At 51.3% G+C, this 20,387-nt stretch carries 25 protein-coding genes; 13 read left to right on the top strand and 12 right to left on the bottom strand.

Annotated features, from left to right (window positions below; all coding sequences use genetic code 11):
• The coding region (locus HMPREF2958_RS10775) for a Type 1 glutamine amidotransferase-like domain-containing protein (protein ID WP_168165968.1) at positions 1-253 on the bottom strand (253 nt) is incomplete at its 3' end.
• A 130-nt stretch (positions 254-383) separates the two neighbouring features.
• On the bottom strand, positions 384-551 hold the full coding sequence (locus HMPREF2958_RS11215; RefSeq protein ID WP_083313731.1) for a Type 1 glutamine amidotransferase-like domain-containing protein: 168 nt from the start codon (positions 549-551) through the stop codon (positions 384-386).
• Between the two features lie 123 nt (positions 552-674).
• Here HMPREF2958_RS11215 and HMPREF2958_RS08195 point away from each other — a divergent pair, with 123 nt between their 5' ends.
• Positions 675-1,331, top strand: coding sequence for a hypothetical protein (locus HMPREF2958_RS08195; RefSeq protein WP_070697619.1), 657 nt, complete (start codon positions 675-677; stop codon positions 1,329-1,331).
• A 115-nt stretch (positions 1,332-1,446) separates the two neighbouring features.
• Here the strand turns inward: HMPREF2958_RS08195 and HMPREF2958_RS08190 are convergent, their stop codons facing one another.
• Positions 1,447-1,911 (bottom strand): OsmC family protein, encoded by a 465-nt coding sequence (locus tag HMPREF2958_RS08190; RefSeq protein ID WP_070697618.1) that lies wholly within the window; start codon positions 1,909-1,911, stop codon positions 1,447-1,449.
• A 171-nt stretch (positions 1,912-2,082) separates the two neighbouring features.
• On the opposite strand from HMPREF2958_RS08190, the gene HMPREF2958_RS08185 reads away from it, so the two are divergent.
• From HMPREF2958_RS08185 to HMPREF2958_RS08175, 3 genes are read left to right on the top strand one after another with little or no spacing between them, the layout of a single operon-like run.
• The gene (locus tag HMPREF2958_RS08185; RefSeq protein WP_070697617.1) at positions 2,083-2,958 is read left to right on the top strand and encodes an AzlC family ABC transporter permease; all 876 of its coding nucleotides are present in this window, start codon (positions 2,083-2,085) and stop codon (positions 2,956-2,958) included.
• A complete protein-coding gene (locus HMPREF2958_RS08180) occupies positions 2,951-3,289 on the top strand; it encodes a branched-chain amino acid transporter permease (RefSeq protein WP_048777603.1) in 339 nt (112 codons plus the stop codon). Before HMPREF2958_RS08185 ends, HMPREF2958_RS08180 begins: the two co-directional genes overlap by 8 nt.
• Before the next feature lie 9 nt (positions 3,290-3,298).
• Entirely contained in the window at positions 3,299-4,249 is a 951-nt protein-coding gene (locus HMPREF2958_RS08175) for an AzlC family ABC transporter permease (RefSeq protein WP_070697616.1), read from the top strand.
• Positions 4,250-4,328: 79 nt separating this feature from the next.
• Here HMPREF2958_RS08175 and tpx read toward each other — a convergent pair whose 3' ends face one another.
• On the bottom strand, positions 4,329-4,829 hold the full coding sequence (gene tpx / locus HMPREF2958_RS08170; protein ID WP_070697615.1) for a thiol peroxidase: 501 nt from the start codon (positions 4,827-4,829) through the stop codon (positions 4,329-4,331).
• A gap of 468 nt (positions 4,830-5,297) precedes the next feature.
• On the opposite strand from tpx, the gene HMPREF2958_RS08165 reads away from it, so the two are divergent.
• The 4 genes from HMPREF2958_RS08165 to HMPREF2958_RS08150 all read left to right on the top strand — a co-directional run bounded on the left by HMPREF2958_RS08165 (position 5,298) and on the right by HMPREF2958_RS08150 (position 8,434).
• A complete protein-coding gene (locus tag HMPREF2958_RS08165) occupies positions 5,298-5,735 on the top strand; it encodes an LppP/LprE family lipoprotein (RefSeq protein ID WP_168165967.1) in 438 nt (145 codons plus the stop codon).
• Between the two features lie 36 nt (positions 5,736-5,771).
• The gene (locus HMPREF2958_RS08160) at positions 5,772-6,413 is read left to right on the top strand and encodes an LppP/LprE family lipoprotein (protein WP_070697613.1); all 642 of its coding nucleotides are present in this window, start codon (positions 5,772-5,774) and stop codon (positions 6,411-6,413) included.
• A gap of 461 nt (positions 6,414-6,874) precedes the next feature.
• Entirely contained in the window at positions 6,875-7,282 is a 408-nt protein-coding gene (locus tag HMPREF2958_RS08155; RefSeq protein WP_070697612.1) for a DoxX family protein, read from the top strand.
• Between the two features lie 180 nt (positions 7,283-7,462).
• The gene (locus HMPREF2958_RS08150) at positions 7,463-8,434 is read left to right on the top strand and encodes a class I SAM-dependent methyltransferase (RefSeq protein WP_246828086.1); all 972 of its coding nucleotides are present in this window, start codon (positions 7,463-7,465) and stop codon (positions 8,432-8,434) included.
• 163 nt (positions 8,435-8,597) lie between these two features.
• Here the strand turns inward: HMPREF2958_RS08150 and HMPREF2958_RS08145 are convergent, their stop codons facing one another.
• The 4 genes from HMPREF2958_RS08145 to HMPREF2958_RS08130 form a co-directional block, all read right to left on the bottom strand.
• On the bottom strand, positions 8,598-9,209 hold the full coding sequence (locus HMPREF2958_RS08145; RefSeq protein WP_070697611.1) for a Type 1 glutamine amidotransferase-like domain-containing protein: 612 nt from the start codon (positions 9,207-9,209) through the stop codon (positions 8,598-8,600).
• A 151-nt stretch (positions 9,210-9,360) separates the two neighbouring features.
• Complete coding sequence (locus HMPREF2958_RS08140; RefSeq protein WP_246828085.1) at positions 9,361-10,587, bottom strand: histidine kinase; 1,227 nt, start codon at positions 10,585-10,587, stop codon at positions 9,361-9,363.
• A gap of 284 nt (positions 10,588-10,871) precedes the next feature.
• A complete protein-coding gene (locus HMPREF2958_RS08135) occupies positions 10,872-11,648 on the bottom strand; it encodes a protein argonaute-2 (protein WP_070697609.1) in 777 nt (258 codons plus the stop codon).
• Positions 11,649-12,394: 746 nt separating this feature from the next.
• Entirely contained in the window at positions 12,395-13,051 is a 657-nt protein-coding gene (locus tag HMPREF2958_RS08130; RefSeq protein WP_037231096.1) for a TetR/AcrR family transcriptional regulator, read from the bottom strand.
• Positions 13,052-13,144: 93 nt separating this feature from the next.
• Here HMPREF2958_RS08130 and HMPREF2958_RS08125 point away from each other — a divergent pair, with 93 nt between their 5' ends.
• Both HMPREF2958_RS08125 and HMPREF2958_RS08120 read left to right on the top strand, forming a co-directional pair.
• Positions 13,145-13,504, top strand: a complete 360-nt coding sequence (locus HMPREF2958_RS08125; RefSeq protein ID WP_070697608.1) for a nuclear transport factor 2 family protein — start codon at positions 13,145-13,147, stop codon at positions 13,502-13,504.
• Positions 13,505-13,639: 135 nt separating this feature from the next.
• On the top strand, positions 13,640-14,422 hold the full coding sequence (locus tag HMPREF2958_RS08120) for an SDR family NAD(P)-dependent oxidoreductase (RefSeq protein WP_070697607.1): 783 nt from the start codon (positions 13,640-13,642) through the stop codon (positions 14,420-14,422).
• A 122-nt stretch (positions 14,423-14,544) separates the two neighbouring features.
• Here HMPREF2958_RS08120 and HMPREF2958_RS08115 read toward each other — a convergent pair whose 3' ends face one another.
• Positions 14,545-15,177, bottom strand: coding sequence for a DJ-1/PfpI family protein (locus HMPREF2958_RS08115; RefSeq protein WP_070697628.1), 633 nt, complete (start codon positions 15,175-15,177; stop codon positions 14,545-14,547).
• Between the two features lie 299 nt (positions 15,178-15,476).
• On the opposite strand from HMPREF2958_RS08115, the gene HMPREF2958_RS08110 reads away from it, so the two are divergent.
• From HMPREF2958_RS08110 to HMPREF2958_RS08095, 3 genes are all read left to right on the top strand, one after another.
• Positions 15,477-16,436, top strand: a complete 960-nt coding sequence (locus tag HMPREF2958_RS08110) for an NADP-dependent oxidoreductase (RefSeq protein WP_070697606.1) — start codon at positions 15,477-15,479, stop codon at positions 16,434-16,436.
• 664 nt (positions 16,437-17,100) lie between these two features.
• Entirely contained in the window at positions 17,101-17,916 is an 816-nt protein-coding gene (locus tag HMPREF2958_RS08100) for a class I SAM-dependent methyltransferase (RefSeq protein ID WP_070697605.1), read from the top strand.
• Between the two features lie 376 nt (positions 17,917-18,292).
• Positions 18,293-18,550 (top strand): GlsB/YeaQ/YmgE family stress response membrane protein, encoded by a 258-nt coding sequence (locus HMPREF2958_RS08095; protein WP_037231102.1) that lies wholly within the window; start codon positions 18,293-18,295, stop codon positions 18,548-18,550.
• A 106-nt stretch (positions 18,551-18,656) separates the two neighbouring features.
• Here the strand turns inward: HMPREF2958_RS08095 and HMPREF2958_RS08090 are convergent, their stop codons facing one another.
• The 3 genes from HMPREF2958_RS08090 to HMPREF2958_RS08080 all read right to left on the bottom strand — a co-directional run bounded on the left by HMPREF2958_RS08090 (position 18,657) and on the right by HMPREF2958_RS08080 (position 20,293).
• Positions 18,657-18,848, bottom strand: a complete 192-nt coding sequence (locus HMPREF2958_RS08090; RefSeq protein WP_004005169.1) for a type II toxin-antitoxin system VapB family antitoxin — start codon at positions 18,846-18,848, stop codon at positions 18,657-18,659.
• Between the two features lie 247 nt (positions 18,849-19,095).
• Positions 19,096-19,323 carry a YdeI/OmpD-associated family protein gene (locus HMPREF2958_RS08085; protein ID WP_004005170.1) on the bottom strand — a complete coding sequence of 76 codons (228 nt, stop codon included), beginning with the start codon at positions 19,321-19,323 and terminating at the stop codon, positions 19,096-19,098.
• Positions 19,324-19,549: 226 nt separating this feature from the next.
• The gene (locus HMPREF2958_RS08080; protein WP_239661982.1) at positions 19,550-20,293 is read right to left on the bottom strand and encodes a 1,4-beta-cellobiosidase; all 744 of its coding nucleotides are present in this window, start codon (positions 20,291-20,293) and stop codon (positions 19,550-19,552) included.
• Between the last annotated feature and the right edge of the window lie 94 nt (positions 20,294-20,387).

Below are 20,387 nucleotides of genomic sequence, written 5' to 3'. Positions count from 1 at the left end.
GACGGCGTATAAATTCTTCAAGGTTCGGCTCTGTACGGCGAAAAAGCTCAAGATGAGCAGGAATACACGAATATCTTTTAAAGGCAGTATAGAAACGCTCGATATACGCACGTGAATCTCCACTAGCCGTAGGAATAAAACACACCCTTGGTTTTCTCCGCATGCTGGACTCTAACAGAAACACATCTTGATCAGTATTCTCACCGTCAGAGAACCCACCACTCAGAAGCACAATAGTGCGTTGAGTCTCCATAGGTAACCAACCCTCCACAAATAAGCCATGCAATCATAGCCCATCCTAAACACCGAGCATATCCAGAGTATATAGGTCTATATATGGATTCAACGCGGTAACACCCTACTCAGCATTCGCACTATGAAACTCAACCTTCGTTGGATACTCCACCGTACGAGAGACCGTGCAACCTCCACGCAGCTAAGAGGTTTGCGGTGTTACCGCCTCCGACATAGATGATGTCTTGACGGCGTATAAATTCTTCAAGGTTCGGCTCTGTGCGGCGAAAAAAATTAAGATACGCAAGAGTACAGATAACGCCACAAAATTTTCAGGGAACTACTGATATTATCGGCGTAGTTCGCCTGAGTTTAGCCAATTCGATCAGTTGCTACATCACATAATAAGGAATAGGGAGAAAACATTGAGCAGAACTACCATGATCATTATTATCACTGTTGCCATTGCCATCTTCTACCTCACCTACGATGCGGTGCGCAGATCACGAGAGAAGAAGCTCCCCTACGTATTTAAGAGGAAGTATCACCAGCTTGAAGGATGGCTGAATGTGACAGCGCTAGGTTTAACAATAGATGCCTTAATCATTCCGTGGGATATGGCATGGACCGGAACGTGGAATACCATTCTTTTCGGCGGTACAGCACTACTTAGCGCGAATTTCCTCTACGCATACGAAATGGAGTACTTTAGTATTCACTCAGACGGTACTATTAAATACCATACTCGAACAGGAAAAATTATTACAACACATTTTAATTGTATTAATAAATATAGTTATTCTCCTTGGGGTAAAAATTTCCGTGGAGGTGAAGATATTTCGTTTCCTGATATTTTCCACCTCAGAACCAGAGACGATAAAACAGCAGCCAGGTTTTCAATAAAAGCTACCAAAGAATACTCCATAGCCGCGCATGTTATCTTCCGACAGGAGAAGGGTCGGTGGGCACACATCCACAGTTCAGAAGACCAGGCTCAGATTGAAGAAATACTTCACGACAAAAAAGCCATTATCCAATATCTGACCGAAAACCCTCAAGGCACCGACCTTGCTGATGATTCTGCGCACTATATGTAATATGTTTCCGCATCAAAGCCCCCCTGCGATAAATGCCGAGCAGATAACTTTTAATAATCTGCTCGGCAAAAATATATGCTTAAAGTCAAGGCCAATACGATAATCCAGCAAAGCCCTACTCAGCATTTACATTATGAAACTCAACCTTCGTCGGATGCTCCACCGTACGAGAGACCGTGCAGTCCTTCTCAGCGCTCAAACGAATTAACCGATCCACCATCTTAGCGGCCTGCGTGCCCGCCTCGGTTTCAGGGAACTGCACATCAAAATCTACCTCAACATCATCAAGACGTACCGCACCGTCCTCATGCTTCTTCAGAGCAGAAGCAAGTACCTCGAATACCTGTGGGATTTCACGGCGGGTGGTGACCGCATCCACATCAACCGAGGAGCAGCCGGCGATCGCTGCGAGTAAGAGCTCCACCGGAGTTAGAAGCCCATCGCCCACCCCGAAGTCCAGGGTTGCCCCATTCGCACCATGTGCCCGGTACCGCAGGCGATCAACCCGTTCTACACGAACTTCGCGGTAGTCCTCAGACTCGCGGCGTACTATTTCTTTCTCAGCAGGCGCTTTATTCATCAGCAATACTCCTTAACACGGTGAAACTGTCGCTTGTACATTGAGCATAACGCAGGCACCACATCTTTATTCCTCCCCTGATATTCCGTACAGCAAAACGAAGTACATAAAACTTCCCTAAAATTGGATAGGATAATTGAAGACTCATTTTCACTCTTGCTGAGAGGCACCATGAAAGATACCGCGAAGGAAACAAGCGACGCAGAACATTACGCCGCGATCGGTCATAACCCCACCGAGAGCGGCTTCAAACAGGCTTTACGGGCATCCAGCGTGGTGCTTGCAAGTTTCGTGGTGTTGGGGTTAGGTTTGGGCGTTATTATTAGTGCTCACCATTTACCGTGGTGGCTCGCGCCCGCAATATCCCTCATCGTTTACGCCGGTTCCGTCGAGTTCCTGGTGGTAGAAATGATCGCAACCGGAGCCAGTGTAGGCGCTATTGGTTTCACAACTCTGCTCGTGAACTCCCGCCATCTGGTGTACGGTATTTCCTTCCCGCTGCAGAACGTCAAGGGTTTCTGGGCGAAGCTCTACGCCATATACACGCTCTGCGACGAATCCTACGCGCTCAACACCGGCCCCGACCGGAATACGCTCTCTCACGCACGTATTCTATGGGTGAGTACATTCCTGCACATCAGCTGGGTGGCAGGAACAACCGCCGGGTTCTTTATTGGCGCATCGTTTCTGAGCCACCTTGAGGGTATGGATTTCGCCATGACGGCTCTGTTTACGATCCTCGCGATTGACGCCTACCGCGCTCAACGGGATAATGTCACGGCTCTTCTCACGCTGATCTCCGGCACGGTAGGCATTATCCTGGCCCCCGGTTCCATGCTTCTGGTGTCGATGGGAACCTACACTGCCCTGCTGATAGTACGGTTCTTTATCGCAAAATCGCGGGGAACACTGCCGGAACACCAGATACCCGCCCCAGAGAATAACGCATCGCTGACGGTTGCCGAAGACAGCACGACAGATCAGGTGAAAACCCCAAGCACCACGCTCACTCATCACGACAACTCGCAGGAGAACCCCCATGATTAACGGTCACATCGATAGCGGTTATATCATCAGCGCCGTTCTGGTTGCAGCGGCTGTAACCTTTGTTCTGCGTGTGCTCCCCTTTGGCCTCAAGAAAGCCCTTGCGGGTTCTGAAATTCTGGATGCGCTCAGCCACTGGATTCCCCTCGGGGCCGTAGCACTTCTGGCGATCTATGCGATAAGCCGTATTGACTTTTCATCCACGCACACCGCAGTTCCCTATCTTGCCGGATTTGTGGTGACGGCGCTCGTGCACCTGTGGAAGAAGAATATGGTGTACAGCATGATCGCCGGTACCGCTACCTGCGTTATTCTTATCAACTGGGTTTTCTAGGGGCATACCATGTCTGAAAGATCTTCACGCCCCAACCGCCACCTTGGGGACGCGCCGCAACAAACCAGCGACGAACAGGTTCTCGATATTATCGCCGCCGCAGGTCTGGCAACCAGCAGCATCCCGGTGGTGCAGGAACGAGAACAGGCTTTACGTACAGGCGGCACCTCTAGTCTTGAACTCCGCCGCACTGGCGAGAGCGGATTTCGTGAGGCAATGCGCGTTGCATCCCTTGTGATGCTGGGTCTATTCTTCGTGGGAATTGGGCTCGGTGTTGTGATACACAGCTTGGGTTTTCCTTGGTGGCTTGCGCCCCTGCTTCCGGGAGTTTTATTCGCCGGGTCTGTAGAGTTCGTATTGCTGACGATGATGGCAGCCGGGGCCTCGCTAGTATCTGTCGCGATGATGACGCTACTCATCAATTCACGCCACCTCATGTATGGGCTATCCTACCCTATCGAGCGTGTGCACGGGTCTCTCGCCAAGTTTTACACCGTCTATACGCTCATCGACGAGGCTTTTGCCCTCAACAGCGGGCCGGAACGGCATACTCTAAGAGGGTCACGCATTCTGTGGATTCATGCGGGAATGCATGTGAGCGTTATCCTCAGTTCCACACTCGGGTTCTTCTTGGGGTCGAGTTTTCTGGCGCATCTTGAGGGGTTCGATTTCGTAATGACTGCGCTCTTTACGGTACTTGCCCTTGATGCCTATCGCGCTAACCCCGATAGGCTCACGGTGCTTTTCTCGGTGATTGCAGCGGCAGTGGCGTTGATTATTGCCCCGGGGTCGATGCTCCTGGTGGCGATGGCTATGTATATGGCGCTTCTGGTGGGGCGTTATGCGGCGGCAAAGAAACGTGGTTCTCTGCCTCAACATATGCTGGTCGCCGACGAGCTTACAAGCCATCGCGCGGAACACGATCGCGTAGAAGAGACTCCGCACGAACCAGCGCAATAGTTTCAAACAGCAGAACAAAAGCAGGCACCACGGCACGGAAAAACCGAGCATGGTGCCTGCTTGATAGGCTCAGCTGCGTTTACTTAAGAGCTGCGAGCGCAGCCTCGTAATTGGGCTCGTTGGTGATTTCGGGAACGAGCTCGGTGTACACTACCTCACCGGCGGGGTTCACGACTACCACGGCACGCGCCAGCAGGGCTTCAAGCGGACCGTCGGTCATTGTCACGCCGAAGTCCTGCCCAAAGGATGAGCGGAATGCAGACGTGGTAACAACATTCTCGATGCCCTCAGCGGCACAGAAGCGACCAAGCGCGAACGGAAGATCGTGTGAAACGTTCACGACAACGGTGTTATCAAGACTGGCGGCTTCTTTGTTGAAGTTGCGAACCGAGGCGGCGCATACGCCGGTGTCGACCGATGGGAAGATATTCAGCACGAGGTTCTTACCCGCGAACTGGGCGCCGGTGACCTCAGCGAGGTCAGCATCGAGTACGGAGAATGCGGGGAGCTTAGAACCGATGGCGGGAAGGTTGCCGCTAGTGTGAACTGCAAGGTTATTTTGAAAAGTAATTTCAGCCATTTCCTCATTGTCGCGCGTTCTCTGCCCCTGCGCAAGGGGAACTGTCGCGTAAGAGCCGGGCGGCACGGCCTCGTCGACATTCATGCTGTTGCGAAGAGAAACAGGAAATCGACAGACACCGGGCTACTATACATGACGGATATCGTGGCATTCTGGCAGATAACGTCGTAAGTTTAAAGGCGGAACCTTAACATTGCCTTTTACGGCGGCTGATGTTTCTAGGTATCAGATACTTACGGCCTACTCTCACGGTTGAGAATTTGCAGACAGTATCTAATGTTTACAACCTCACATGTATAAGGTAAGGACTATAACGCAATGTATCCGGCAAACACGAAGCTTTCCTCTCTGAAATCCCGTCTCAGAATTATAGTTTTTGGTGCTCTTCTAACGCTGTTATTTACCTCGTGCGGCGCTCCTTTTGGAGCCGAGCAGAGTTCGTCCACCCCCTCGCAGCAGTGCGGAACATTGACAGATCAGCAGGCTCTCGAAAAATATGGGCAACAGATACCACCCTACACATGGGATGGAGACACAAGCGAAGGCGCTCCTTGGGACACATCTAAAGTGCCCGAAAATATTCCTACCAAAAACCCCGAGCTAAATACCTACGATCCGTGTGCGGAATTCTCGTGGATTACCATGGACCTCAAAAATGGAACGGGTAGTTCTCCAGCACATTTACTGTTTTTCAGCCATGGTGAGTTCATCGGGGTTGCAGAACAAAAGCCTTTTGGAAAGTTTGTGCCTCACCGGCTATCGCCCACGAGCGTCGAGGTTCGTTATGTATACCCCAAAGCTGATGAATGCAACGCTTGTGCAACGGGGCGGGCTATTAGCGTGTATACTTTCGACCCGCAAACCCTGCAGGTCTCCCGCACTGGCGAGTTGCCGCCAGTAAACTAGGAGTAACAACACGCACCGATACGAAAAGAGTTTTTCATGTCTAGATTTCCTGTAAAACCGCTAGTTTTCTGCGCTGGCGCGGCGCTTCTGCTTTCTTCCTGCGGTAACCCGTTTGGCGCATCCACCGATTCGGGCAGCAGTTCGCAGGCGGCACGCAGTTCCAGCTCATCTAGTTCTTCATCCGCTTCAACCAGCGCAACTCACTCTCCCACAGCAAGTGCCACCAGTTCTTCAGCATCCCCAAGTCCGAGCGTGTCTGTGGTGACGGTGACCGCCAACCCGCAGCCGGAGGCAAGTACCGTTACGGTAACCGCATCATCAAATTCTAATTCGGGATCTTCATCCTCAAGCGGGCGTTCGGCGTTGGAATCTAATGCGAGTAAACTTCGCGGTCATCATTCGTGGTCGCTGAGTTCGGCGGATACTTCGACTTTCGATTCGAGTGCGGAGCTCTCGTGGATTACGGTCGGGTCTTCCGATGGTGCGTCACATATTATGCTGTTCCATCATGGAGACTACTTAGGAACCGGCACGCTCAACCCGATTCAGGGCTCCCCTTCGGTCTCACGGAATTCTGCGAACCAGATTTCGGCCTCTGTGGGGTCTTCCCAAGCGACGTTCACCTGGGATTCCGCTCAGGAAAAGATTGTTATGAACGGGGATTTGCCGACCGGATAGTTCCTGATAAACCTGTGTAAGCAAGCGGTGAGCCCCGCATCCAACCTTCTGGATGCGGGGCTCACGCAAATCTGCTGTGTATTCAGTTCATGTGGGCTTTATGTACCCCATCAAAACTGCTGACTCTAGCTTAGGCTGCGAACTTCTTCTTGTACACGAAAAATGCTGCTGCGCCGACGAGAGCAAGTACAATGAGCTTCTTCATAAGAGAGGATTCCTTTCATGGGATCAGTGATTGGGTGCCCTCACGGGCCTTTCCGTGATGTCTTAGCACCGGTTCACTCATTCTACCCTGTTCTGATATAGATTCGCTATCGTTACACGACGTGTAAGGCTCATGCTGTGCGGTAGAAATGTGAATTTACTCCGTTTTAGAGGTGCGGAACCACGCATGTGCGATGCTCTAGAGAACCCGCAAAAATCATCCGGCGGTAGTAGTGCGGATGTGCAAAACTAGAATTATGAGCTTGAAGAAAAACGTATCTGATGATTCCCGCTCCGGCGGCAAGAAACATATAGCGCCCGTGGTAACAGCCGGTTTTCTAGGGGCCACGGGTGTTCTGCATTTCGCGAAACCCGAACATTACGACGCAATCGTGCCTCGCGCCCTGCCGGGCTCCGCACGGTTCTACACCTATGCTTCGGGGGCTGCTGAGCTCGGTATCGCAGGGCTGCTGAGCGTCCCAACAACCCGCCGGGCGGGTGCCCTCGCGGCTATTGCGCTGTATACGGCGGTATTTCCGGCGAATGTGCAAATGGCGTGGGATTGGCGGCATGAGTCAACGTTTAAACGTGTTGTGGCTTTCGGTCGGTTGCCTCTGCAGATTCCACTGATTCACAGCGCCTGGAAAATCTATAGGAACTCATAGGACGAGAGGTATTCATGACCGGTTCGGAGCCCGACCGCGCCTATGAGGCAGCGCGATAAAGGTTTTAGACGTATTACCGCTTGTGCACTATAGCTCTGGGAGGGTTGTAGGTGGTACCTTTTGTCATTGCCGGGGCACTCATGGCGTTGGCGTTTGGCGCGCATGTTTTTGTTGGGACCCGTGAAACACGATCTTTGCGCCCGGCTGCGCATCCTAGTTCTTCCTCTGCGCCGCCCTCATGGCCTGGGGTTCACTTGCTCTGTAGCAACGGCGCGCATCCTAAGAGTAAAAATCAATATTTTGGATGAAGACCATCGAGAACAATATATCTACACTTGTGCTTACGGGGTCATGTTTTTAACGACAGACGTCGTCCTTGATTATCACCAATCCGAAAGCTATATCATGTCAACCACGCTACTCGATAAGCTCAAGCCCGAATTCCACACTAACCCTCCAGCCGAAGAGAACGGCATCCTGCTGTGTCTGGATGAAGCGCAGGTTCAGGGCGATAACGCCAAATACATGAAATTCTACAACCGCTTAGCCTCCGTCTACGACCTAGGCGAACGGTGGTTTGGGCGTCTCGCTTACGGCCATGAAGTCGCACAGATGCGCCAGCAGTTCATGAAAGAACTAGAGTGGTTTCCCGGCTGCTCGGCGCTGTACGTTTCAATCGGCACAGGTACCGACCTACGGTACCTGCCCGACGATATTGAGGTGAGTGCAATCGACTGGACGGGTGCCGATATTTCGCTCGGGATGCTCAAGAAATGCCAGAAAATCTGGGGTGGGCGCGCGAACCTGAACCTGGTGAACTGTGCCGCCGAGGACCTGCCCTTCATCGATCAGAGCTTTGACGTGGTGCTGCACGTGGGCGGCATTAACTTCTTTAGCGATAAAAAACGCGCGATCGAAGAAATGATTCGGGTGGCCAAGCCTGGCACGAAAATTATGATCGCAGACGAAACTTCCGACTACATCGATTCGCAGTACAAGAAGAACGTCCTCACCCGTAAAGCCTACAAGAACGCCACCTTCGACCTCTCAGAGATTGAGGCGCTGATACCCGAAGAAATGGAGGATACAAACACCAGCTTGCTCTGGAATGATCAGTTCTACTGCATCACGTTCAGGGTTCCGCAAGACTAAGAAAGACCAGAATTACAATCATAAACTGGTAAACGGGTGAAGCGGGAGCAGTTTCTTCATTCGGGAGCGTTTTAACCGCTCCCGAATGAAGAAACTGCTCCCGAAGTCTGCCGTGTTCAAGGTGAACACGCTATGCGGTGGGTTTCTGCCCGCTGAAGAAAACCTAGACGATAAAGCGAACGCCGCCCTCAACCCGAATCGCACGGCTATTGTTGATGGGCACAAGATCGAGCTTATCCGAATATTCGCTTTTCATACGGCGTACCGCCTGAACGAAAGGTTCTTCTTCCTCGTGCACCGCCGGGTAAAAATCGACAATTCCCAACGCCTTAAAATTAAACATTCCCAGAGCAGCGTCAGAGTCGTCCATAATTCGTGCATACTCGATATCAGGCGAAGCGACCATAGCTCCAGCCGACTCCCCCACGTACATCATGCCGTGGCGCACTTTTTCGGCAATGAAATTGATGAGGTCTTTGGCTTTGAGCTGCTGCAGCAAGTAGAAGGTATTACCGCCCGAAATATAGAGAACTTCAGCTTGTTCGATGCGCAACTTCGCGGTTTCTGAATCAACTTCTGCAATGTCGAGAATATCGGGGGTTAGCCCTAAATTTTTGAAAACATTCAGGGCATCCTGAACGTAGAAAGTTGTGTTTTCAACCGTGCTGGCGGTAGGAATAAACACCACCTGCTGTTGTGATGGGTTGCCGCGCAAGAAATTTTTGAAGGCGGGTTCTACACCGGCGAAGTAAGAACAGAGGAAGGCGCGCATCATCTATCTCCTGGCGAAGGCATCTATAGTGTGGTTTTATCAAATCGTACCGGTCGATTTACCCATGTAACACCCCTAGAAGGAAATTTTAGGTTTATGTAGCACCTTATCTTCTTCTAGGGGTGTCAGCACAGAGATTTTCTCTTAATAAAGCCTAGTTCGTGGTCGGAACCAGGGTCTTGAGGGTAATGTCACTTGCGACTCCGCCATCCGCGTATTCAAGGTATGCGCGTACCACGTATTTCTTTCCTGCCTGCAGCTTATTACCGGGAATAGTCAGGTCGCCCTCGAAGTCGCCGTTCGGTTTCGGGGTAACAGTCGTATTCACGATCTCATCGCTGCTGGGATCATCAAGCTCAACATTGTATTCGGTGAAAATCAACCGAACCTTGGAGCCGTTCTGAGCCGCTGCTGCAGGGTTAAACCCGCCGCCAGCAACCTTCAGGTGATTCTCGGCGGCACTGCGGCTAAGGGGTGCACCGTTAATGATGCCTACAACCTCATCATCCGTATCGCCATAAAAATCCTTGGTCACAGCCCTTACCCAGTCGTCGCTGCTGGATTCAATAAGCACCCGATAGTGCTTACCTTCCTGAATCTTGGATCCAGGAATCTGAATCTGAGTAGTAAAGTTACCGTTCTTCACCTCTGCCGAGACGTCTTTGGTGGCAAGAGTTTCGTTAACCTGACCGTTCTCATCCAGCCCCTCAACTTTTATCTTGACCTGCTTCACGTCATCAAAATGGGTTCCGGTCAGGGTCAAGACATTGGTGTTCAGGTGGCTGCTGAGCTTATTTGTCTTCGAGGAGTTGGTGGTCAGGGTTACGGAAGACTGCAGGTCCTTGCTGTCAACCTGCTGTACAGGAAGATCTTGTTTAGCCTCTATTGTGCGGTTACCGTGCCCGGGGTAGCTCATAATGTAGAGAACATAGTGTTTCTGGGGATCGAAATCGCCTTTAACCTTGGCAGTGCCACGGAAATGACCGTCTTCCGTCACAACAAGGCCTCCGCCGTCTTGAACTAAGTTTTCGCCCGTGAAGTCGCCGTCTGCATCAACCTCGTAGACCTCTGCACCTAAACCGTCAAAAGACTTGTTGAGGTCAATCCCCTCACCAGTAATCGTAAGGTTGTTCTGCCCTGTCAGAGGGTTCAGCGGACCGCCCTCAACGGAAGTTACTTTAGCTCCTGTATTAATATTTGTGTTGTTCCCATTGGTGTTATTAGTGCCAGTATTTTGGCCACCCGGAAGCGTAGAGATAGCCTGCTGAGTCTGCGCACCAGCGTTCCCTTCAGCGGCAAAGGAAGGAACGGACGGCACCACGGATGCACCTAGGAGGGCAAGCGCACCCACTCCGGTCAGGATAAAACGGGTATTGGACATTTTGTACTCCATTCATCGGTTAGTGGAATACTGTTAAATGTAATACATGGTTGAGTTTAGGTCTAGCATTTTTAGCATTATTTCTTGATATTTATTTTTATGACAACATGAATGTTTCGATGGAAAATATATACATAAACTAATGTGTCAACACGACTCAAAGGGTCTTCAACAGCATGCATATCACTAACACATGCTCCCGAAGACCCTTGAGCCGAAAATATATTTTATTTTCAGAAATCTAATACACTAAACAAAATGCAAAAGATAATACGGTGTATTAATTACCGTGCTGCCGACAGAGGAACAACCGGAATGTAGGTACGGTTCCAAACCACGATGGGGTAGTAAGCGTAACTCGTCGTCATAGCATCCTGATCGAACGCATCAATGTAGACCCGGTACTGGTGGTTCGGGTTAATCTTAGTGCCATCAACACTCACGTACATCCCGAAGCTCCCGTCCGAACCAAGACTAGACCCTCCGCCGTTGCTAACGTCATCATTAACGATGTTCCCGAACTCATCAAGTTCCTGAACACGCGGCTCGTACTGTACACGGTGGGTATTATCGATCCCCGTAGTCTCTACAGACAGAACGTTATCAGTATTCTGTGGGTCAATGAATCCATCGACAGAGGTGATCGCAATAAAACCAGAGTTCTGATTCGCGGGGGCGGAAGGCTGGCTCTGACGGCTCTGATTATTCTGTGATGCAGAATTCGAGTTTGAGCTGCTCTGGGATGCGGATGCACCCTGTTGTTGACCCTGAGCCTGCTGACCCTGACCGTTAGCGCTCTGCTGCTGATCCTGGGTTGCGCCAGGCTGAGCCTGCTGACCTTGAGCATCAGCATTGGCGCCCTGCTGCTGACCCTGATCCTGACCGTTCTGCGCTGCAGAATTTGGCTGACCCTGTGTGGCTCCAGAACGTGCCTCATCCTGAGGGCTTGCAGGTGCTGCGTTTGCTTGCGCGAGCGGAAGAACCGTTACACCTGCAAGGGTGAAAATAGCAGCTCCGGTCATAGCCGAACGAGAATAGCGAAAAGCCATCATAAACTCCATTCATCGGTGACATGAACAATTCAACCCTAAACATAATTCAGGACCGAGATACAAGAGATATCGAGGAATCATCACAATAATTATTCTGAGAACGAATTTTTTACGTTGATATAGAAATATTCGAAGTTATTTAGTCAAGGTTTTATGAAAAATTTCTCCATTAAGTTTTTACAGAAAAATATAGCTCTGCCTCTCGTTTTTGATACAGGCGAAGCGTATCTTGAATTGTAAGGACGTATCAGAATTATTATGAGCGCACCTTATCCATTAGATATTTTGACGTAGCTCACCGAATTTTGTACGCACACTGGCAAACAGGTTCCCCGACTCTCCCCTGATGTTCGATTGCATCGATCGTTTCTACTCGAAGTGCACCATGAGCGCGACAAGGTGGAGGCCCACAAAAACATACCGCACACCGCCCACGTCGTGGGGTATTGAGTGCCGCGAGATACAGCCTCTATTTCACGTTGGTTGGGTAAAACCGTTCTGGTGCACAATAGCGTCTACCGGCTCCCCGCGGTATTGCGGGGTGATTCATACCTTTTGTTGAGGAGTATATGTCGTTTCTCACCAACTTTTTCCCAGTGGGTATCTGCCTGGTGGACTACCGAAACGCGGCTAAACTCTGCGTATTTTTATCCTTCACTCTTACGATCCAAGGCGGACAATACTGCAATATTTCACGAGCTAGGTTAGATACTTTCTACCGAATAAGGTCTTGTATCCATCTCGCTGATTGCATGTCATATAGAGGGTTCGTGAGTTCCAATTCCAGTGAACAAAGTGTGCATAATCAAAGTGGTCAGGCGGTCTAGCTCGGCATCGTCTACAACCGCCTCCAGTCTGGCCAAATCATCCGGACCGGTCGGCATTGGCGGGGCTTTAGCCCCCATACCGGTGCCAGTGATACCAGCTACCGCCTCGTCAGTCATGGCACGGAACATACGCTGCGCCCAGATAAGGTCTACATCTGCAGCGATATAGCCCTCACGCTGTGCACGCTCAAAAACCTTACCCAAACGCCCTAAAAGAGTGCGCTGTTTTGTAATCACGGCGGGATCATCATCGCTCAGATGCGCCATCGCATACAACCAGATCGCCTTCACCCGCATCACGTTAACGGTCAGGCGATGCAGCGCCACCATTACGGGAGCGGTCTCAGGACTTGCTGACTCAAATGCTTCATAAAATTCTCTAACGGCAATATTACTCAGCTCCGCGAGAAGAACCTCGCGGCTGGCGAATCTGCGATGAATAGTTGTTCGAGTGACTCCTGCAACCGTAGCCACCTGCTCCAGCGAGGCGGTTGGGTCTCGGCGCAATACTTGTTCGGCGGCGTGAAGCACGATATTGACCGTGCGCCGCGCATCAGCTCGCAATGGCTTAGATGAATCAATCACGTAGTTATTACCCTAATAAATAGAACATGTCTGTTACAGTTAAATGCGTGGGTTATACCCGCATGTCATATATTCTATTCGCGAGAGGGTCAAATGACTACTAAGCAGACCGTCCTGAATTACTATTCGGCAATTCACGCCGAAAATTGGCAAGACTACATTTCCGATAAATTAGCCTACGGATTCAACAGTGCAGAACAAAATCTTGGCAAACAAGATTATCTGCAGGGTGCCGGAAATTTTTTTAATTCCACCACTAATGTTGAGCTTGCACATCTTGTGGTTGAAGGCGATAAAGCGGCGGTTATTGCGCGCTACACCGCAAACTCCCCCGCAGGAGCCACCCAGATTTTCGAGGTTCCGGAATTTCTCACAGTGCGAGACGGCAAAATTGTTGCCTCCAGCATTTATCTTGACGGCGCCGCCTTTATGGCCTTTATAAAAGGCGAGTAAAGCTCTCTAGCCACTTTCATTCAACTTCAGCAAATTCCTAAATACCCGCAGCACATTCGCTGCTCTCGCCTGAGATAGCAGGTTTTATGCGGGAATTACTCTTTATCACTCATTCCCTCCCCCAAGGAGATCATCATGAATACCAATTCTGCTCTTTCCGGCAAGAATGCCGTTATTACCGGCGGCAGCGACGGTATCGGCTACGGTATTGCCGAAGAATTTGCCCGCCAAGGTGCTAACCTATTCCTCATTGCTCGCACCCCCACAAAACTTGTAGAAGCCAGCGCGCGCTTGAGCGAATACCCCGTGACTGTGCACACCTTCGCAGCAGATTTAACGGATATTTCTGAAGTACACCGTGCCGCCGAGCACGCCCTCGATATTTTGGGAAGTATTGATGTGCTGGTCAATAATGCCGGTATTGCACGGTTTATTCCCTTTGAACAAACCGATGAGAGCGTTTTTGACGAGCATTTTAATCTCAACGTTAAAGCCCCATATTTCTTGGCACAAAAGTTATTGCCTGAACTCGCTAAAAATTCTGGCAATATTGTTAACATTTCTTCATATTTTTCGAAACGAATGCTTCCCGGACGCCCTTCGACGGTCTATTCCATGACAAAGGGCGCGTTAAATCTTTTCACACAGTCATTAGCGTTTGAGGCGGGTTCCGCCGGAGTGCGCGTGAATGCGATTGCGCCGGGAATGGTCGAAACTCCGCAATTGCTGCGCAATGTTTCTGCGATGCCGCCTGAAGCGCAGGAGCACATGAAGCAAAATGCTTCGGCGTTGATTCCATTGGGGCGCATCGGGAATGTTGCTGATATTGGGCGTGCCGCCGCGTTTTTGGCATCGGATGCGGCCGCATGGGTGACCGGCGCGGTATTGAGCGTGGATGGCGGTATTACGACGCACTAGGCTCGCTGCTCCGTTCTCCCTCCCCTCTCTCTAGCGCTGTAAAAAAAGGCTCTTTATACGAATCAAGCTTTAGAAAATCCGCTTTATTCGTATAGAGAGCCTTTTTATACGCTGGGAGGCAGCTACGCTGACTCGAACTCGGCAGAATGTGCAAATGGGTCAGTCTCCGGGTCATTTTGCCACAGATATTCGCAGCGGGACGCGATCTCTTGAGCCGTTTCCAAGCCCCACTGGTCGGCGATAAAACCTAGAGTCATATCCATACCCGCCGAAACTCCCGAGGATGTATAAAACTTCTCTGTGCTCACCCAACGCGCCTTCTGCTGCCACCTCACCTGTGGGCGCGTCCCACGCACCCACTTGAAGGCACGTTTGTTAGTAGTAGCAGGCTTCCCGTCAAGAACACCTGTGGCGGCAAGAAGTGCCGCTCCGGTGCAGACTGTCAGGCAGGTTTGGCTTTGCTGTACCAATTTCGCAAGGTTTTGCAGGAATAGGTTATTCATGACGAGAGAGCGCGTGCCTATACCTCCTGGAATCAGCAGAATGCTCCCCGGAGGAAGACTTTCAACAATTTCCGTCTTGAGGGTAAAGCCCTGGGCGGAACGTACCAGTGAACTACCGCTCTCGGATGCGCCCGCCACCGAGATATACCGCATACACACATCAGGCACACGGTGCAAAAATTCGATGGGTCCCATAGCGTCGAGAGTCTCATAGCCGTCGAAGAAAAGACAGTACACAGATGTAGTCGTCATAGCACCCATGCTAAAAAGGGTCTTTATGTGAATCAAGCACGATTCTTCAACGTTTTATTCACATCAAGGGTTTTTATTATGCGCTCAGGCATGTGCTGCAGATTTGTATGCCTGGAAATATGCTCGTGTGCCCGTCGTAAAACCGTCATTTATCACGGTTTGGCACGCATACAGGTTAGAGTTAAACACAGAGGCATTATTTTGGGTGCCGTCGCCCATTACACAGCTGCGGTTCTCATGTCGAATGCCGTGCATCCTACACCGATGCTTCCGCAATGACCGATAAGAAAGAGATAAATATGTCGCTACCAACCACAATGCGCGCCGTACAATACGACAAATTTGGCGGGTCTGATCTGCTCACGATCAACGAGGTTCCCGTGCCATCTCCCCGCCCCGGCCAGGTGTTGGTACGCGTGCAGGCCTTCAGCGTGAATCGCATTGACGTGATCGTGCGCGAAGGCGAAATGCGGCTTTTTACGGGCAAACGCTTCCCCAAAGGTACCGGTGTGGATGCGCTCGGCGAGATTGTCAGCGTGGGCACCGGCGTGATGGACTACAAAGTTGGCGATATCGTGTGGGGGTTCAACGGCTCCATTTCGATGGCGCCCACCGGCACAGCAGCCGAATACGCGCTATTCCGTGAGAACCGGATTCACCATGCGCCGCGCATCCAGAACCAGATTGATGCGGCGGCACTGCCGCTCGTGAGCCTTGCTGCCCTGCAGGTGCTCCGCAAGAACCTGAAACTCCAGGCCGGTCAGCGTCTGCTGGTAGTGGGTGCCAGCGGCGGTGTGGGGCATGCCGCGCTGCAGATTGGGCAGATTTTAGGGGCTCAGGTGGCAACCGTTTCTGCCGAAGAAAATATAGCTCTGTGCCGCGAGCTAGGTTCGATTGAGGCATACGACCACGAGGCTCTGCCAGACCCCGAAAAGGTTGAGAAATTCGATGCGATCCTGGACTGCGGCGGCGTTGTGACCGCGTTTTACCGCAACTATTTGAAGCCGGGCGGGCGCATGATGACGGTCTCGCCTGACGGTCTTCCGGCGGTGCTGACCTCGCTGTTCACGAACCGTCGCGTGGGTTTCCTGCTGGCGACCAAGGCATCGTCCGAGGCCATGAAGTGGATTACCAATGCCGTCGAGCGCGGTCAGCTGCGCCCGATCATTGAGAAGAAATACTCACTTGAGGAACTTGGCGCCGCGCAGGATCGTGTAGCTGAGAAACATACACGCGGCAAACTCGTAGTGGTTATGTAACTCTCTTGGGTTATTCATACGGGCGAGGTTTTGGCGTATGGCTACAAAGAGGTGGCTATGCAATCAAAGCCTCGCCTTATGCGTGCCCGTGACGATGCGGCACGCATGTTTGCGACGCTGGGAGTAGGCTAAAGGTATGAGAATTGGTATGCGAAAACCCAGTGTGAAACGAATGATTAAGGCCCGCACCACTGGTCGGGCAAAACGCGCCATGAAAAGAGCTGTGATTCCTGGTTATGGCAGGCGCGGTATGGGGTTTGTGAAAAACCCGAAGCGAGCCGTAAAAGGGGCTATCTACCGCCGCACGACCTTCAGCGTGTGGGATTTGTTTAGGTAATGGAAGAGTTCTTCTCTTGCGGTAACGCTCAATTCGGGAGCATTTTCTTCATTTGGGAGCACTTTACCTGCTCCCGAATGAAGAAAATGCTCCCGCTTTGTCATGTTGTGGTTGTAACGCCGGAATAAGAACCTGAATATACACCAGTATGTGCCTCACGCGGCTCTTCCTTTCGCGCCCAGAGCCTCCTCTCGCCTGCGGCAGCACTCCTCAATCTTGCGTCGCCGTATAAAAACCTTTGGAAAAGACCCTAAAAATAAAGGTTCTCGCGCGGTATACTAAGGATAAGCTAACCTCCTCGTCAAAGCTGAAAGGGGCCTTTTTCCTATGCTGAAAATCGAAGATGCCATCAGCGAGACCTTACTTATTCCCCTGTACATGAAGCACCTCGCCTCGCAACAGCCTGATCCAATCATCAAAGATGAGGCAGCGGGGCGTATCGTTTCAGAGTTAGACTACAATTTCTCTAAATTTGATAACGTCATTCACACCGTTGTCGGCACCGCAATTCGTGCGGATTACTTTGACCGACTCGCGGCCGATTTTATTAAGCGCCAACCTAACCCGGTGATCGTCAATGTCGGATGTGGCCTAGACAGCCGCCGGGAGCGCATCGGCGAAATCGCGCAGAACGTACCGTTTTACAGCCTAGATTTACCCGATGTGATGACTTTGCGTATAAAGTTGCTGCCCCCTCAAGGCAGTGAAGTTTTCCTGGGAACCTCAGCCTTCGACGCGGGTTGGATGGACGAGCTGAACGATCTGCAGCCGAATGCCCAATTTCTGTTCGTGATTGAAGGCATGATGATGTACTTTGACCGTTACACGGTGCGCGCCCTGTTCCGCGATCTTGCGCAGCGTTTTCACGGCAGTGAGATCGCGTTCGACGTCATAAACTCGTGGATGGTTTCGCATTCTGATCAGCACGAAGCGCTTAAGCACTCCCGCGCGCGATTCGTTTTTGGATGCGACGACGATCATGAACCCGAGCGTTGGGCTCATAACCTGCGCTTGGTGAGCGCTAAACGGCTGATGACAGACTTTCCGGCGTGGAAGAAGAGCGGGGCACTGTCTGCCATGATAGCGCGGCGTTTACCATTCCTGAAGGAATCCTTCCGTATGCTCCACTACCGGATAGACTAACCCTGCGTATTTCAAGCGTCATCAGATTATTCTTCCTGCACAAGCAGGATCCGGCGATTTACCCGCCGGGGCACTATTTCAAGCGCAGCAGGAAATAAACCGCATTCCGAAACTGGGTGAGGTAACAAGCCAGAACCCGTTGCCTTTTAGCGCGTCTTACCCCGGCTGCTCTTTTCTGCTCCTGGGGTTATAGCTTCGCAGGCTCCGCATAGTGTACAGTCCGGGTTGGAACTGCATACACATATAGTTTACCCATCAAGTAATTTGTACTGTACAATTGAGGGTTCATATGCGATAACCACACATTATCGCTCGTGTGCAAAGTCTATGGAACTCTGCGCAGTATATGACTCATCCAAACCGCAAGGAGGTATCTATGGGTCAGCTTATTGGGATGATTATTGCGGGTGCTATTATTGGCGCCCTTGCCCGCCTGTTCATGAAGGGTCAGCAGAATATTTCTATTCTTTGGACCATCATCTTGGGTGCTGTCGGCGCATTTGTCGGAGGCTGGGTAGCTGGTCTGCTTGGTGTTGCTGAAACCGCCGGTATCGACTGGATCCGCTGGATTCTTTCGATTATCGCCGCGATGGTCGCCATCTCCATCTATCTGAGCGTCACACACAAGAAGTAGCTTCTTCCACATTCTGCAAAAGCGGATCCTCGAATATTCTGTTTCGAGGATCCGCTTTTATTGTGCGTTATGGGTGCGTTTTATTAGAAACCACCCTTATATGCACTCATGTATCTTGGTGCCGTGGAGCTGCCTGGGCTTGAGGTTCGGAACCTCCTAATGTAGCAAGCAGGCGTCCGTTTTCAACACGTACCAGAGTTTCCAAGGCAGCACGCACTAGAGAAGAATGTTCTTCGATACCAGTGAGCTTAGCCGCTTTAGCAACAATCTCTTCATCCAAAGTCACAGTTGTACGCATAATACCCTCCGCATCAGTAAACAGCACACCCTTGATGTAGATAATAATGCTGCCTATTGTGCATTACACCGGTGAGCTAGAGAACAGTAATAATCATGGTCTACCCCCCCCCCGTCGGGGATGTCTTCATCATAAGCCAGTCTGAATAATACAGATTAAACCGCATTCCGCGCCCCGACAGGGCGCAAGATATAGCTTAGGGTGCGTATTCAAAATGTGGACGGCCGCGTGAAAGTACATGCTGAACCTATTTACGTGAGGCCTTATGTTCCTTGCCCATATAGATACCGCCCTGTGCCAGCTCGGTGAGCATTTGTTCGAGGCGCTCGATACGCATCGCCGGTGTCTTGGCGCGGTTGATCCAACCAATATAGTCGTTGCGCTGATACGCTGGTCGAGCCTTATAGTCGGCGCGTAACCCCGCGTTTTTCAGGGCCGCCGCAATATCTTTCGGCATAGTGTGTTGTTCGCGCATAAAGCCTCCTGAGGTGGGTGTTTATCGTGTACCTGTACTCCACGCTACCTGTAGCACGGTGGCAGGTTCAAGATTTCAGGTAAGCGCGAACTATACCGGGCAGTATTTTCCGCGGGTCACAGTACTCCTGAGGGTGGTTTTATTAGCTTTCACCTCACAGAGACAGAGAGGTGCGCATCCTGCGATGGTTGAGGATGCGCGCCTAACCGTTTCTTTCAAAGGGGTATCAGCGCTTTGCCGGCTGAACTGCTCCCTTAGGGGTTACCGCATTCGAACCATTGGGCATCACGGGGGTTTCAGGCGTTCCACTTGGGGTCTCACGAGACGTTTCACCGTTCATCCTGACCTCGTAGGTACCGTTAGGTTGCACCTGTGAGTTCTTATTGGAGCCGTTGGGCAGACCATTCTCATTTGTAATCCAAGACCCATCGGCACCCACCCAATCGGTGTTTCCGGTGGCTGGATTGCTCCGATCCCACGACCCATCGGGATACACCCTCACGATCTCACCGTCGGGTTCGGTTGCAGTCCAGGATCCGTCTTCAGCAACCTGCACATACCCTTCAGAACCGGGATTTTGGTTCGCTGTCTTTCCGGGGGCGCCCTGTTGTTGAGCTCCGCCGCCAGCGACACCGCCGTTAGCTCCAGCACCCTGATCTGCCTGAGCACCGCCTCCATTAGCGCCGGTACCAGCACCGGTACCACCGTCACCTTGCACTGCACCATTACCGGAATTCTGTTCCGCACCTGCGCCACCGTTAGCACCTGAACCGGAATTTCCAGATGTTCCACCGCCGTTATTCACAGCACTGGAGCTTCCTGTGGAGCTAGAAGCACGAGATGAACTTGATGAAGAAGAAGCCGAGGACGAACTTGAAGAATCATTCGCACTATTTGAGCCGCAGGCGCTCAAAGCCAAGATGCCAGCAACAGCCAGAGATACGCATGCGGTAGCCTTCTTGGTAGTCATAATTCGCATCCTTTCTCCTGATAAATATCAGCTGGTGTTTTAACCGTCGCATAGCTCACATGTATTGTCAGGAATTTTCCAGATTTTGCAAATA

The organism is Rothia sp. HMSC036D11 (assembly GCF_001814205.1).
Taxonomy (GTDB): Bacteria; Actinomycetota; Actinomycetes; order Actinomycetales; family Micrococcaceae; genus Rothia; species Rothia dentocariosa.
The sequence above is the reverse complement of the archived record's forward strand: the minus strand, read 5'-3'. Positions and strand labels throughout refer to the sequence as shown.